Annotated in this window: 12 protein-coding genes; 6 read left to right on the plus strand and 6 right to left on the minus strand. The window is 66.9% G+C overall.

From position 1 onward, the window contains the following. Positions 1 to 247: 247 nt before the first annotated feature. The gene (locus CHB86_RS08620) at positions 248 to 1,639 is read right to left on the minus strand and encodes a dipeptidase (protein ID WP_089232641.1); all 1,392 of its coding nucleotides are present in this window, start codon (positions 1,637 to 1,639) and stop codon (positions 248 to 250) included. 122 nt (positions 1,640 to 1,761) lie between these two features. On the opposite strand from CHB86_RS08620, the gene CHB86_RS08625 reads away from it, so the two are divergent. The 4 genes from CHB86_RS08625 (at position 1,762) to ispG (ending at position 6,373) form a co-directional block, all read left to right on the plus strand. After that, positions 1,762 to 2,343: a hypothetical protein gene (locus CHB86_RS08625; protein ID WP_089232642.1), complete on the plus strand. Its 582-nt coding sequence runs from the start codon at positions 1,762 to 1,764 to the stop codon at positions 2,341 to 2,343. Between the two features lie 123 nt (positions 2,344 to 2,466). Then, on the plus strand, positions 2,467 to 3,702 hold the full coding sequence (hemA, locus tag CHB86_RS08630) for a 5-aminolevulinate synthase (protein WP_089233077.1): 1,236 nt from the start codon (positions 2,467 to 2,469) through the stop codon (positions 3,700 to 3,702). 117 nt (positions 3,703 to 3,819) lie between these two features. Then, a complete protein-coding gene (locus CHB86_RS08635) occupies positions 3,820 to 5,148 on the plus strand; it encodes a helix-turn-helix domain-containing protein (protein ID WP_089232643.1) in 1,329 nt (442 codons plus the stop codon). Positions 5,149 to 5,245: 97 nt separating this feature from the next. After that, complete coding sequence (gene ispG / locus CHB86_RS08640) at positions 5,246 to 6,373, plus strand: flavodoxin-dependent (E)-4-hydroxy-3-methylbut-2-enyl-diphosphate synthase (RefSeq protein WP_089232644.1); 1,128 nt, start codon at positions 5,246 to 5,248, stop codon at positions 6,371 to 6,373. 75 nt (positions 6,374 to 6,448) lie between these two features. Here the strand turns inward: ispG and CHB86_RS08645 are convergent, their stop codons facing one another. From CHB86_RS08645 to CHB86_RS08660, 4 genes are all read right to left on the minus strand, one after another. Continuing rightward, entirely contained in the window at positions 6,449 to 7,684 is a 1,236-nt protein-coding gene (locus CHB86_RS08645; RefSeq protein ID WP_089232645.1) for an HlyD family secretion protein, read from the minus strand. After that, positions 7,677 to 8,120 carry a hypothetical protein gene (locus CHB86_RS08650; RefSeq protein ID WP_089232646.1) on the minus strand — a complete coding sequence of 148 codons (444 nt, stop codon included), beginning with the start codon at positions 8,118 to 8,120 and terminating at the stop codon, positions 7,677 to 7,679. The genes CHB86_RS08645 and CHB86_RS08650 overlap by 8 nt, the downstream gene beginning before the upstream one ends. A gap of 107 nt (positions 8,121 to 8,227) precedes the next feature. Then, entirely contained in the window at positions 8,228 to 8,977 is a 750-nt protein-coding gene (locus CHB86_RS08655) for a DsbA family protein (RefSeq protein WP_089232647.1), read from the minus strand. Further along, positions 8,974 to 10,329 (minus strand): M48 family metalloprotease, encoded by a 1,356-nt coding sequence (locus tag CHB86_RS08660; protein ID WP_245837852.1) that lies wholly within the window; start codon positions 10,327 to 10,329, stop codon positions 8,974 to 8,976. Before CHB86_RS08660 ends, CHB86_RS08655 begins: the two co-directional genes overlap by 4 nt. A 67-nt stretch (positions 10,330 to 10,396) precedes the next feature. On the opposite strand from CHB86_RS08660, the gene CHB86_RS08665 reads away from it, so the two are divergent. Both CHB86_RS08665 and CHB86_RS08670 read left to right on the plus strand, forming a co-directional pair. Continuing rightward, positions 10,397 to 11,536, plus strand: a complete 1,140-nt coding sequence (locus CHB86_RS08665; RefSeq protein WP_089233078.1) for a pyridoxal phosphate-dependent aminotransferase — start codon at positions 10,397 to 10,399, stop codon at positions 11,534 to 11,536. 173 nt (positions 11,537 to 11,709) lie between these two features. Beyond that, positions 11,710 to 12,930: an N-acetylmuramoyl-L-alanine amidase gene (locus tag CHB86_RS08670; RefSeq protein ID WP_089232649.1), complete on the plus strand. Its 1,221-nt coding sequence runs from the start codon at positions 11,710 to 11,712 to the stop codon at positions 12,928 to 12,930. Here the strand turns inward: CHB86_RS08670 and CHB86_RS08675 are convergent. Further along, positions 12,917 to 13,531, minus strand: coding sequence for a class I SAM-dependent methyltransferase (locus CHB86_RS08675; RefSeq protein ID WP_089232650.1), 615 nt, complete (start codon positions 13,529 to 13,531; stop codon positions 12,917 to 12,919). The two genes, CHB86_RS08670 and CHB86_RS08675, sit on opposite strands and share 14 nt — an antisense overlap. Positions 13,532 to 13,536 lie beyond the last annotated feature (5 nt).

A 13,536-nucleotide genomic window follows, 5' to 3' on the forward strand; every position in this document is an offset into this window, starting at 1 on the left:
CGGGGGCAGGGGGGCGCGGTGACTCCTTCCCGGAGGAACGGATCGGCCCGGAGGGCGGGCGCTTCGTCGATGGAGCCGTCCGCTCCTGTGCGAGATTCTGAAGCCGTTCGTCGAATCTGCTGCTTGCCATGATCCTCTTCCGCGCGACTGACGGGCGGGATCATGGCAAGGGATTGCGACCGCCTTTGGGCGAATTCTTGAAAGCTCTGGTTCGGGGCCAGGCGGCCCCGAAGCCATTTCGCCGGGATCAGCCCTTTTCGGAGAGCGCCGCCAGCACCCGGGCCCAGCTCCGGATGCCCTTGTGGAAGCTCTCCACGTTGTATTTCTCGTTCGGCGAATGGATCGCGTCGTCATCATTGGCGAAGCCTATGAGCATCGCGTCCATGCCGAGGATCGACTTGAAATACCCCGCGATCGGAATCGAGCCGCCCATGCCGACAAACACCGCCTCGCGGTCCCATTCGTCGGTGAGCGCGCCGCGTGCGGCCTCGAATTCCGGGCGCGCAGTGTTCATCACGGCCGCCGGCGAGCCTTCGAGATCGCTGTCCCAGGTCACCTTGGCGTCGGGCGAGAGCCGCTCGGCCACATGGGCGCGGATCTTCTCGCGCAGTTTGTCGGGGTCCATGTCTCCCACGAGCCGGCAGGTGATCTTGCAATGCGCCTTGCTGGGGATCACCGTCTTGCTGCCGGGGCCCATGTAGCCGCCCCAGAGCCCGTTCACCTCCAGCGTCGGCCGCGCCCATTGCTGTTCGAGCGTCGAGTACCCCTCTTCGCCGTGCGGCTGGCTGTAGCCGACGCTCTCGAGATAGGTCTTCTCGTCGAAGCCGCAGCTTTCCCACTGGCGCTTCAGTTCTTCCGGCACTTCGTGGACGCCTTCGTAGAAGCCCTCGACCGCAACCCGGCCGGACTCGTCGTGGAAGGAGGCCACGATGCGGGCGATCTCCTTGAGCGGGTTCAACCCGGGGCCGCCGTAATGGCCGGAATGCAGGTCGATCCGCGGACCGGTGATGGTGAACTCGTCCTTCAGCATGCCGCGCAGTTGCGAAGCGATCGAAGGCACGCCGGGCGCGACCATGCCGGTGTCGCAGATCAGCGCGAGATCGGCCGTGAGTTCTTCGGCGTGCTCCTGCATGAACGGGATCAGCGAGGGCGAGCCGGATTCCTCTTCACCTTCGAGGAAAAAGGTCACCCGTGCGGGCAGGCTGCCATGCACCGCCTTCCAGGCGCGGCAGGCCTCCACGAAGGTCATGAGCTGCCCCTTGTCGTCGGAGGCGCCCCGGCCGCGGATCACCTTTCCGTGTTCGGTGTCCTCCAGTTCGGGCTCGAAGGGCGGGGTCTTCCACAGGTCCAGCGGGTCGACCGGCTGAACGTCGTAATGGCCGTAGAAGAGCAGATGGGCCGCGCCGTCGCCACCGTGGCCCACGACCATCGGGTGCCCTGGCGTCGGCCGCGTGGCGGCGTCGATGCCCAAGGTTGCAAGGTCTTTCGCCAGCCAATCCGCCGCCTGGGCGCAATCCGCCTTGTAGGACGGGTCGGTCGAAATCGACGGGATGCGCAGCAATGTCATCAGCCGGTCGAGCGCGTCCTGAAGGTCGGCATCGATGCGGTCGAGCACGGGGGCGAGGCGGGAGTCTGTCATTGGGGAAGCTCCTGTGGGATTTCGGCGCGACCCTAGCACCGGGCAGCCGACTGTCCAGAGGGGGGTGGCGAGCCGCGGTCGGGCGGGATAGGTTGCGCCCCGAAGAAACGGAGTCGCCCGACATGCGGATCATCGAACTGGCCATTGCCGCAACCCTTGCAGCCACCGCCGCCACCGCCCAGACCGTGGACAGCCGCGCCGCCAAGGGGATGCTGTTCAGCGAAAAGGGCGCGGAAGCACAGGTCGCCGAGAACCTGGACTTCGTCGATGACGCCGTCGCAAAGGCGCTCAAGGCCGTTGCCTCGCAGATCCCGTATTACGGTGCGATCGCGGTGTCGCCCGGCGAGCCGACCAGTTCGAACCTCATGTCGACGATGGCGAACTTCCACTCGATCGAAGCCGCCACGCAGGCCGCGCTGGACAATTGCAATGCCCGCCGCACGACCGGCAAGCCCTGCGTGATCGTCGCGGCGATCACGCCGAAGCGCTACAAGGCGCAGCCGCTCACGCTCTCCGTCGAGGCCACCAAGGCCTTCAATGGCGATTACCGCAAGCTTTCGTCCCCGAAAGCGATGGCGATTTCGGACAAGGCCGGGGTCTTCGGATATGATCGCGGCGATGGCGGCAGGGCCATGTCGAGGTGCCAGGCGGCGGCCGCGGAACGCAAGGCGTCAGATTGCCGGCTTGTCATAATCGACAAATGAGTGCACAAAACATATTCAATAAATGACAGATGAGCGTCAATTTGCTCCATGTCAATGTAAACGACGGCGTTTAGTGTGAAGCACTGTCTTGAAACGCGCCAACAAGAACCGAGGTTGACCCAGGTGACTGATAAAGCCCGCTACGCCGCCGCCGCCGAGAAGGCCATCGACAAGCTGCACGAGGAAGGTCGCTACCGCACCTTCATCGACATCGAGCGCGAGAAGGGCAACTTTCCCTGTGCGGTATGGCGCAAGCCAGACGGGTCCGAGAAGGACATAACCGTCTGGTGCGGCAACGATTACCTTGGCATGGGGCAGCACCCGGTTGTGCTGGCCGCGATGCACGAGGCGCTGGACGCGACCGGAGCGGGCTCCGGCGGCACGCGCAACATCTCGGGCACGACCGTCTATCACAAGCGCCTCGAGGCGGAGATCGCCGACCTTCACCGGAAGGAAACCGCGCTTGTCTTCACCTCGGCCTATATCGCGAACGACGCGACGCTTTCGACGCTGCACAAGCTGCTGCCGGGGCTGATCATCTATTCCGACGAGCTCAACCACGCCTCGATGATCGAGGGGATTCGCCGCAACGGCGGGGCCAAGCGCATCTTCCGCCACAACGACGTGGCCCACCTACGCGAGCTCCTGGAAGCCGACGATCCGGCGGCGCCCAAGCTGATCGCCTTTGAGTCGATCTACTCGATGGATGGCGATTTCGGCCCGATCGAGGCAATCTGCGACCTTGCCGACGAATTCGACGCGATGACCTATCTCGACGAGGTTCATGCCGTCGGCATGTATGGCCCGCGGGGCGCCGGCGTGGCCGAGCGCGACGGGCTGATGGGCCGGGTCGACATCATCAACGGCACCCTCGCCAAGGCCTATGGCGTGATGGGTGGCTATATCGCTACCAGCGCCAGGATGTGTGATGCCATAAGGTCTTACGCGCCGGGCTTCATCTTCACGACCTCGCTTCCCCCGGCGATTGCCGCGGGCGCGGCGGCCTCTGTCCGCCACCTCAAGACCGACCAGGCGCTGCGCGACAAGCAGCAGCTGCACGCACGCATCCTCAAGACGCGGCTCAAGGCGATGGGCCTGCCGATCATCGACCACGGCTCGCATATCGTACCGGTGATCGTCGGCGATCCGGTGCACTGCAAGCAGCTCTCCGACATGCTGCTGGAGGAATTCGGCATCTACGTGCAGCCGATCAACTTCCCCACCGTGCCGCGCGGAACCGAACGCCTGCGCTTCACGCCGTCGCCGGTTCATACGCCCGAGATGCTCGATGGACTGGTGCGCGCCATGGACGGACTGTGGTCGCAATGCGCATTGAACCGCGCAGAATTGTCCGCCTGAAGTTTCTGCAAGTGCGCTGTTAACAAGGCTGTGTTATCCTGATTCCAAGGGCAGGTGAAACGTCGAATCATTTGCTCCCTAGGGGACAAGAAATTTGACGCAGTCGAGGATGGGCAGATGATTGGGCGCCGGGAGCAGCCCAAGGCGGAAGAGGCACAGGCTCTCCAAAAGGGCTTTGACGACTACGAACTCCGTCTTGGTGACGTGATGCGGGGCGAGCGGGCGACCATGGGCAAGTCGCTTCTCGATGTGCAGCGCGAGTTGAAAATCAAGGCATCTTTCATCGCGGCGATCGAAAACGCGGACGCTTCCGCTTTCGAAACCCCCGGCTTTGTCGCCGGCTACGTGAGATCCTACTCCCGATATCTTGGCCTCGACCCGGAATGGGCGTTCGAGACTTTCTGCCGCGAGGCGGATTTCGTCTCCGCCTCGACCAAGGACAAGCTGGGCGCCCCGCCCAGTTCCACCAAGCCGGTCTATCGCAAGCAGCCCACGGTAAAGGCCAAGGGGTATGACCCCTTTGCCGACCCGCGTGTGTCCTTTGCCCCCAAATCCGCCAGCCCCCTGGCACAGATCGAACCCCGTGCCATCGGCTCGACACTGGTCCTGCTCGCCCTGATCGGGGCGGTGGGCTATGGCGGCTGGTCCGTCCTTCAGGAAGTGCAGCGCGTGCAGGTCACCCCGGTCGACCGTGCCCCGCTTGCCATCGCCGCCGTCGATCCGCTGGCCGGCGTCACCCGCCCGGACGAAGATGCCGCGCCCGAGATCGCCGCCGCCGCGCCGTCAGCCCGGGATTCACTGGATCGGCTCTACCGGCCGCAGGCGCTCGACGTGCCTGTCATGGTGGCCCGCGACGGTCCCATTGCGGCGCTCGACCCGCGCACCGTAGGGGCATTGGCCAGCGCCGTTACCCCGACCGAGCGTGCGCCCGGCCTGCCGATCGACCCGCAGTTCCTCAATGCCATGCCGGATCGCGGCGAGTCCTATTCCGTTTCCGGCACCGCGATCGCATCCGCCGTCGGTGAAGCGCTGGAAGATGCCACAATGACGCCGAAGGTCACGGAAGACGTGCCCGAGGTTGTTCTCGTGGCCGTCCGCCCGGCCTGGGTCCGCGTACGATCGGGCGACGGGTCGATCCTGCTGGAGAAAATCCTCAACCCGGGCGATACCTATGTCGTGCCGCAAACCGAGGCTGCGCCGACGCTGCGCACCGGTGCTGCGGGCGCGGTCTATTTCGCCGTGAACGGCCAGACCTACGGCCCGGCCGGCGCCAACGGAGCGGTGGTCGACAAGATCGCGCTCAGCTCCGCTGCGCTGACCGAGAAGTTCGCGCTCGCAAATACCGACACCGATGCAGACGCCCGCAAGGCCGTCGAGGTGGCGCAGGCGGCGCTGTTCCCGACCAACGAGGCCGATCCGGCCGATACCGGCGCCGCCCAGCAATAAGGCGGCGCACGTCTTCGAGAGGGGCGCGGCGCACGCCGTTGCGCCGCCCATTGCGTCCCGGTAGAGAGGGCGCAAGCATCAGGATCGGAGGCCCTCCATGTCGATCAACCATGTGCGCCCCTGGCGGAATATCTACCGCCGCGAGAGCCGGCAGATCTCTGTCGGATCGGTCAAGGTCGGTGGCGATGCGCCGATCTCCGTCCAGACCATGACCAACACGATCACCACCGACGTGAAGGCGACCATCGCGCAGGTTCAGGCGGCGGCCGAGGCGGGCGCGGACATCGTGCGCGTCTCCACGCCGGACGAGGCAAGCGCGCGGGCGCTGAAAGAGATCGTCGCCGAGAGCCCGGTGCCGATCGTGGCCGACATCCATTTCCACTATAGACGCGCGATCGAGGCCGCCGAGAGCGGCGCGGCCTGCCTGCGGATCAACCCGGGCAACATCGGCGACGCGAGCCGCGTGAAGGAAGTGATCTCGGCCGCGCGCGATCACGGCTGCTCCATCCGCATCGGCGTGAATGCCGGCAGCCTCGAGAAGCACCTGCTGGAGAAATACGGCGAGCCCTGCCCGGACGCCATGGTCGAGAGCGGGCTGGACCACATCCGCATCCTGCAGGACCACGATTTCCACGAGTTCAAGATCTCGGTGAAGGCCTCGGATGTCTTCATGGCCGCAGCCGCTTACCAGCAACTGGCCGAGCAGACCGACGCCCCGATCCACCTCGGCATCACCGAGGCCGGCGGGTTGATGTCGGGCACGGTGAAATCCGCCATCGGGTTGGGCAACCTGCTGTGGATGGGCATCGGCGACACGATCCGCGTCAGCCTGTCCGCCGATCCGGTCGAGGAAGTGCGTGTCGGCTACGAGATCCTCAAGTCGCTCGGCCTGCGGCACCGCGGCGTCAACATCATCTCCTGCCCGTCCTGCGCGCGGCAGGGCTTCGACGTGATCAAGACGGTGGAGATCCTCGAAAAGCGGCTGGAGCACATCAAGACGCCGATGAGCCTGTCGATCATCGGCTGCGTGGTGAACGGCCCGGGCGAGGCGCTGATGACCGATGTGGGCTTCACCGGCGGCGGTGCTGGCAGCGGGATGGTCTATCTTGCCGGCAAGCAGAGCCACAAGATGAGCAACGACCAGATGATCGACCATATCGTCGAGCAGGTTGAGCAGAAGGCCGCAGAACTCGAGGCGCAAGCCGCGCTCGACGCCGCCGAATAGCGGCCGAGCCGGCAAGCCCCAAATCAAAACGCCCGGCAGTGGATGCCGGGCGTTTCTCGTTTGTTGCGGTGTCGTTCAGTGCCCTGTCAGCACGAGGGTCTGAACCGGAAGCAGCACGGCCTGGATCCGCAGGATCAGCGCGTGCAAAAGGCCCACGGTGTCCACGACATGCAGGAACAGCCAATGCGCGGTCGAGATGTCCTCGTCGCCGTGCAGGATGTCGTGGTTGTTCGTGTAGAGGTTCGCGATGCACTTGGAACCGGGCAGGATGCGCTCCGTGCCCCCTTCGAAGAGCGGTTCCATGCGCACCAGAACGGTGCCGGGGCGGGCGCGGTCCTGGATGTCCAGAAGCTGGTCGCTGGGGCGGAACTGGCCGGAGGCAACGTAGCCCTGTACCCTGTTCACCTTCATCGGAACGATGGTGTAGGGCAGGGAGGCGCAGGTGATCTCGCCGATCATGCCGACCTCGATCTGCTGGGCGTTCACCTGCTTGAAGCCGGCCTCGAAATCGCCTTTGCCGACGTCGGACGCCACCAGGATGCCGGCCGGACGCAGCAGCGGGTTGACGATATCCCCCGGCTGAAGGGCGAATTGCTGGAGGTCGCCGCTGATCGCCGCGTAGATGACGGTCTTGTCTAGCAGCGTCTGGGCCTCGGCGAGCGAGGCTTCGGCACTGGCCTGCTGGGCCGGGAGTTGGACGTTCAGCTTGGCCTCCACCGCCTGCCGCTGCGCGACAGTTGCATCCAGCGTACCCTGCCGGGCCGCGACGGTGTTCTGCAGGCGCTCGACCTCGCGGGTGCTGGTCGCCGGGCTGCCCTCGGCCAGAAGCGTGGCGCGCAGGTCCAGTTCTTCCTGTGCCTGCTTCACCGCGTTCTCGGCCTGGGTGACCTGGCCGGTGGCGGCTGCGAGCTCCGCATCGGCGGCGACGAAGGCAGCCTGGACCTCCTCGACCCGCCGTTTCGCGGTTTCCACGGCGGCCCGCTGCGAGCTGTCATCGAGCGTGAACAGCACGTCGCCCGCGTCCACGTGCTCGCCGTTCTCGGCCAACACCTCCTTCACGCGCCCGCCGGCTTCCGGCAGCACCGTCACGGTGCGGAAGAAGCTCGTCGCGTCGGTGGTGGAGGGGTGGTAGTAAAAGACGATCGTGATCAGCGTGACCGTCAGCATCAGGCAGGCGGTGATGCCGTAGCGCAGCTCGTACCAGACCGAGAACAGCGTGATCTCGTGGCCGATGCGCCGGCCTTGCACGTAGCGGCGGTACAGGAAGTCCGGCAGGACCGTGAACATGCCGCAGAAGAGAAGCTCAAACATCCTTGCCCTCCCACTCGTCGCGGTCGACGAAATCGGTCGCCGCGGCACGGGTGTCGCGGGTGACATGGGCCTGTTCCCGCGGTTCCGGCAGTTCCGAGCCGGACATCTTCTGCAACGACGTCGCGATCGACCGCAGCGGCGTCAGGAAATCCGGGATCGAGATCGCGGCGAGAAGCAGCGCTCCGATCCAGAACAGGTTGTTATGGGTGAAGAGGCCGATCAGCGCGAGGATCGCGACGAGCTGGTACTGCGCCGGGCTCTTGGAATGCGCCATCTGCTCGGGCAGGGCGTGCAAGCGGAAGTAGAAGGCGCCGATCAGGAAGACGAGCACCAGAACGAAAATGACCACGACGTTGAAAAGCACGTCGGGTGATCCGGGCTCCGTTATGAAGCCCGGGTAATGTACCGTCGCGGTACCTGCGGTTTCGGATGCCATGTCCCCATTCCTGTAGATCGCCACGGTTTTGCCGTGGCTTGTGGGGACAACCTAGCGAAACAGCGACCGCAGGCAAAGCGCCGGTTTCGCATGGCTGGCTGCGCGGTTCAGCTGCCTTCGCGCACCTGCTCCACGACGTTCATCATGCTCTCGAGTGGCAGGTAGCCGCGCAGCATCTGGTCGCCGACGACGAAGGTGGGCGTGCCGGAGATCTGCATGCGCTGCGCCAGTGCGTGGTTCTCGGCGATGATGGCGTCGATCTCGGGGCTGTCCATCGCCTCGATGATCGGGTCGGCCTCGAGGCCGATATCGGAGGCGATCGCGCGGATCGTCACGTCGTTGATCTCGCCGCGGAAGGCGATCAGCGCGTCATGCGCCGCCTTGTAGGCCTCGTCGCCATGCGCGATCCGGGTTGCCAGCGCCATCCGCGTCGACAGGACCGATTGCTCGCCGAGGATCGGGAATTCCTTGAGGATCAGGCGGATGTTGCCATCCGTCGAGACCAGCTGGTCGAGCTCCGGGAAGGCCCTGCGGCAGTAGCTGCACCGGTAATCGGTGAACTCGACGATGGTCACGTCGCCGTCGGGATTGCCGCCGACCCAGCTTGTTTCGGACTCGAAGAGATCGGCCGCGTTGGCCTTGACCAGCGCCACGTCGTCCTGCGCCTGCTGATCCTGCTGGCGCTGTTCCAGCACCGCGATCGCTTCCATCAGCACCTCGGGGTTCTCCAGAAGGTAGGCCCGGACCTCCTCGCGGAAGGCATCCCGTTCGGCGTCGGTCAGGGCGGAGAGGTCCGACGCGGCGGCCGGAACGGCAAGGCCGATCGCGAGTGCGGCGGCGAGGGGGAGTGCTTTCATTGGCGGGTTTTCCTCTTGGATTGGGTCTCGGCCGCGAGCACGATGTCCTGTGCACGGCGCCACCCGGTGGAACCGCGGGGCAGCAGCCCCGAGGCGCGTTTGGCATGAACTTCGGCATCCTGCAACCGGCCGGCAAGTGCATAGCGTTCCGCCGTCACGACGGAGGCCATGCCCGGCTGGCCGGCCCGGGAATAGGCAAGGCCAAGGTCGCGCAGGACGGAGGGGTTCAGTGTGTCCCGGGCGCGTGACCGCTCGAGGATCTCGAGCGCCTTGGTATTCGATGCGGCGGTGTCCTGGGCAAGCAGCGCACTGCCGTATGCCGCAAGGATCAGCGGTTCGTTGGGCGCCAGGTTCACGGCTTGCGCATAGGTGGCGGCCGAGGCATCGAACTGGCGCGCCTCCATCAGGATCCAGGCCTTCAGCTCGCGGGCATAGGCGTCTTCGGGCCGCTTGGCGATCAGCTGCTCCGCCGCGGCCAGCGCGGGCTGGAACTGGCGCGCCTGGTTGTTGGCCACGGCTCTCGCGATCAGCGCGGGGTCGGAGCTGTCGCCCTTGCCGATCCGCCGCAGCGTCCAGCTCGGATTTCTCATGTAGGCGGACAGCTTTGCATGGGCGCGGGCGTACCAGTAGGCGGAGGCCGCATCGGTGCCCTCGATCCCCTTGCCCTGCGCGGCGGCATGGCCCCGCGCTGCGCGCAAGCGATCTCGCGACAGCGGGTGGCTCAACACGTAAGGATCCTGCCGCGCGGCGGAGAGCGCCTCTTGGCCGCTGAAGATCTCCAGCGCGTCCACCATCCCCTGCGGCGGCACGCCGGCCCGCGCCATGTAGCGAAGGGCCGATTGATCGGCGGAGGCCTCCTCCGCCCGCGTGTGGCTCAGAAAGACCCGCTGCGCCGAACTCTGGCTGCCGATCGCCAGACCGGCGGCCGCGGCCGGGCTCTGGCTTGCCACCAGCGCGGAGAGAGCCAGTCCGGCCATCGCCGCGGTGCGGGCGTTCTGCGCGTTGATCGGCCGGCGGGCGAGGTGTCCATTGGCGATATGAGCGACCTCGTGGGCGATCACCCCCTGCAGCATCTCCGGCCGTTCCATCTTGAGCAGCAGGCCGGAGTGAATGAAGATCGTCCCCGAATCCAGCACGAAGGCGTTCAGGCTGCTGTCCTCCATCACCAGGATGTCGATCTGCGCGGGCGAAAGGCCCGCCGCGGCGATGATCGGTCGGGCCAGTTCCCGGAGCGAGCGTTCGAGTTCGGCGTCGCGCAGGATCGTCCGTGCGGAGGTCGGCAGACTCAAGGCAAGCGACAGCGCCGTGGCCACCGCCAGCGCGCCGAGCCTCTTCGCGATCCCCCCTGCCATTGATGCTCCCGCCCCGGTTGAGATATGCCCCGCGGGGCAGAATACGGGTCGAGTAAAGGAGAAAGCGATGCGGGCATCAAGGCGTGGCGAGGTCGATCCCTTCATCGTGATGGATGTCATGGAGGCGGCGCGGCAGGCCGAGGCGGCCGGGCGAAGCGTCATTCACATGGAGGTTGGCCAGCCGGGAACGCCCGCGCCGGCGGGCGCTCGCACGGCGCTTGCCCGCGCGATGGAAGCGGAGGCGCTCGGCTACACCGTCGCCCTCGGCCTTCCGGCGCTGCGCCAGCGCATCGCCCGGCTCTACCGCGACTGGTACGGTCTCGACCTGAACCCCGATCGGGTGATCGTCACGCCCGGCTCCTCCGGCGCCTTCCTGCTCGCGTTCACGGCGCTGTTCGAGGCCGGGGACAGGGTGGGCCTGGGCGAGCCCGGCTATCCATCTTACCGGCAGATCCTGAAAGCGCTGAGCCTTGAGCCAGTCGGCATCCAGACGGCCATGCAGCACCGCCTGCAGCCGCTGCCCGAGGACGTGCCGGAGGGGCTTGCCGGCCTGATCGTCGCCTCGCCGGCCAACCCGTCGGGCACCATGCTCTCCCGCGAGGCGCTGGCCGGCCTGATCGCGCGCGCCGCGGAGACTGGCGCGGCCTTCGTTTCGGACGAGATTTACCATGGCATCCAATACGAAGGCCGGGCGATCAGCGCGCTCGAGATCAGCGACGACGTCTGCGTGATCAATTCCTTCTCCAAGTACTTCTCGATGACCGGCTGGCGTGTCGGCTGGATGGTGGTGCCCGAGGCCGAGGTGCGCCGCTACGAACGGCTTGCCCAGAACCTCTTCATCTGCCCGCCCCACGCCAGCCAGGTGGCCGCGCTCGCCGCGATGGACTGCGATGCCGAACTGCAGGCCAATCTCGCCGTCTACACCGAGAACCGCCGGCTGATGCTGGACGGGCTGCCACGGGCCGGCTTCACCCGCATCGCCCCGCCGGACGGCGCGTTCTACATCTATGCCGATGTGTCCGACCTCACCGCCGACAGCCTCGCCTTCAGCCGCGAGATCCTCGACCAGGCCGGCGTCGCGGTGACACCGGGTCTCGATTTCGACCCGCGCCGGGGGCAGGGCACATTGCGCTTTTCCTATGCCCGCGCCACCGCCGACATCGCCGAGGGGCTGGAGCGGCTTCACGACTTCATGAGCCGGCGCTAGGGCGCGCGCGCCCGCCGCTCCCGGCGCACGCCATATCCTTCTTCTGTCACGAAATATCCCGGGGTCCGGGGCAGCGCCCCGGCCGCCCCGCGCGGCCCCCGTGACGCTTCAATTCAAGGGCAAAACGCGGTAGGGTCGGCCCAACAAACAAACAAACGATTCCGGGCAGGCTCATGATCAGGTTCTTCGCGTTGCTGCTGGCAGCAATGCTATTGATTCCATGTACAGTTTCGGCGCAGGGGCTGTTCGCCCTGGCGCGGCTCGATCCCGAGCGCTCCGCGATCGTCGATCGCAGCGAGGGGCTTGAGCTGGTGCTGACGATCAGCCAGCCGGTGCCCTACCGGGTGCAGACGCTGGCCGATCCGCCGCGTCTGGTGCTGGACTTCCGGGAGGTCGATTTCGACCGGCTGCGCCCGGGCGATCTCGGCTTCAGCGAGGCGGTGCAGAGCGTGCGTCACGGCACCGTGCAGGCGGGGTGGTCGCGGCTGGTGCTGGACCTTGCCGGGCATTTCGCCGTCGACAGCGCCGGAATGGAAACCGATGCCGGCGACGGCAGCGCGCGGATCGAGGTGCGGCTGAGCCGGACCGATCCCACGACCTTTGCCGCCCGTTCGGGCAGCGACCGGAGCCGCGCCTTCCCGCGGGAAACCGAGAGCAACCGCCCGGCGCGCCGCCGTCTGGGCGATGACGGCCGGCTAACCGTGGTCATCGATCCAGGCCATGGCGGCATCGACCCCGGCGCGGTGCGCGACGGCGTCCACGAGGCCGAACTTGTGCTGACCTTCGCCCGCGATCTGCGCGAGGCCCTGCTGCGGGCCGAGGGGTTCGAGGTGGCGATGACCCGTGAAACCGACGAATTCGTCTCGCTCGAGGCGCGGATCGACGTGGCCCGGCGGGCCGGCGGCGAGGTCTTCCTGTCGCTCCATGCCGACGCGGTCGCCGAGGGGATCGCCCGCGGCGCGCAGGTCTACACGCTCTCGGAGGAAGCCTCGTCGCGCGCCTCCGCCAAGCTCGCCGAGGGGCACGACCGGGCCGACCTGCTGGCCGGCGTCGATCTCACGGACCAGGACGACGAGGTCGCCCGCGTCCTGATGTCGATTGCCCGGACGGAGACCTCGCCGCGCACCGAGGCGCTGGCCGAGGCGCTGGTCACCGGGTTTCGGGATGCCGGCGTGCGGCTGCACAAGCGGCCGCGGGAACATGCCGGTTTCTCGGTGCTGAAGTCGCCTGACATCCCATCGGCGCTGATCGAGCTGGGTTTCATGTCGAGCCCGGGCGAGCTGGAGAAACTGCAGGACCCGGCCTGGCGCAGGTCGGCTGCCGACGCGATCGTCGCGGGGCTGACGGCCTGGGCGGAGGAGGATCGCGCCCGCGCCGCGCTCAGGCGGCAGTAGGCGCGTATCTCGCCAGCCAGATCGTGTGCCCGGCACAGTCCGGGTCCTCCGGCGCATAGGCCAGCACCTCATAGCCCTGCGCCGCCATCTCGGCGCGGAACTCCCGGGGATCGAGGCTGGCGTGATAGACCGGCGCCCCGGCGACCGCGCCGTAGCGGACGCCAGCCTCCGGGCCGGAGGTGAACATGAGCGCCGCGCCCGGTACCGCGTGCGCGGCGAAGGTTCGGAACATGCCGCGCTGATCCTCCGGGGGCAGGTGGAAGAAGCTGTTCCACGCCAGGATCGCGTCGAAATGCTCGCCCAGGGCGAGTGTCCGCATGTCGCAATGATGCACCGGGCGGTCGGGCAGGGCTCGGGCGAACAGGCGGCACATGGCGGCCGCGCCGTCCACGCCGGTCACCTCCGCGCCGTGGGTCGCCAGCCAAAGGGCAATGGGCCGGCCGGACCCGCAGCCGAGATCGAGCACGCGCGGCCCCGGCGCCACATCGAGAAACCGCCGCAGCCAACCCGCCTCGAAGAGCGCCTGCGAGCGCTCGGCGGCCCAGTCGGGGCCGACGCGGTCGTAGGTTGGCAGGATGTCGTCGGGCGAGGGGCGGGGCATGGCAA

The sequence above is a fragment of the Tropicimonas sediminicola genome (assembly GCF_900188335.1).
Lineage (GTDB): Bacteria > Pseudomonadota > Alphaproteobacteria > Rhodobacterales > Rhodobacteraceae > Tropicimonas > Tropicimonas sediminicola.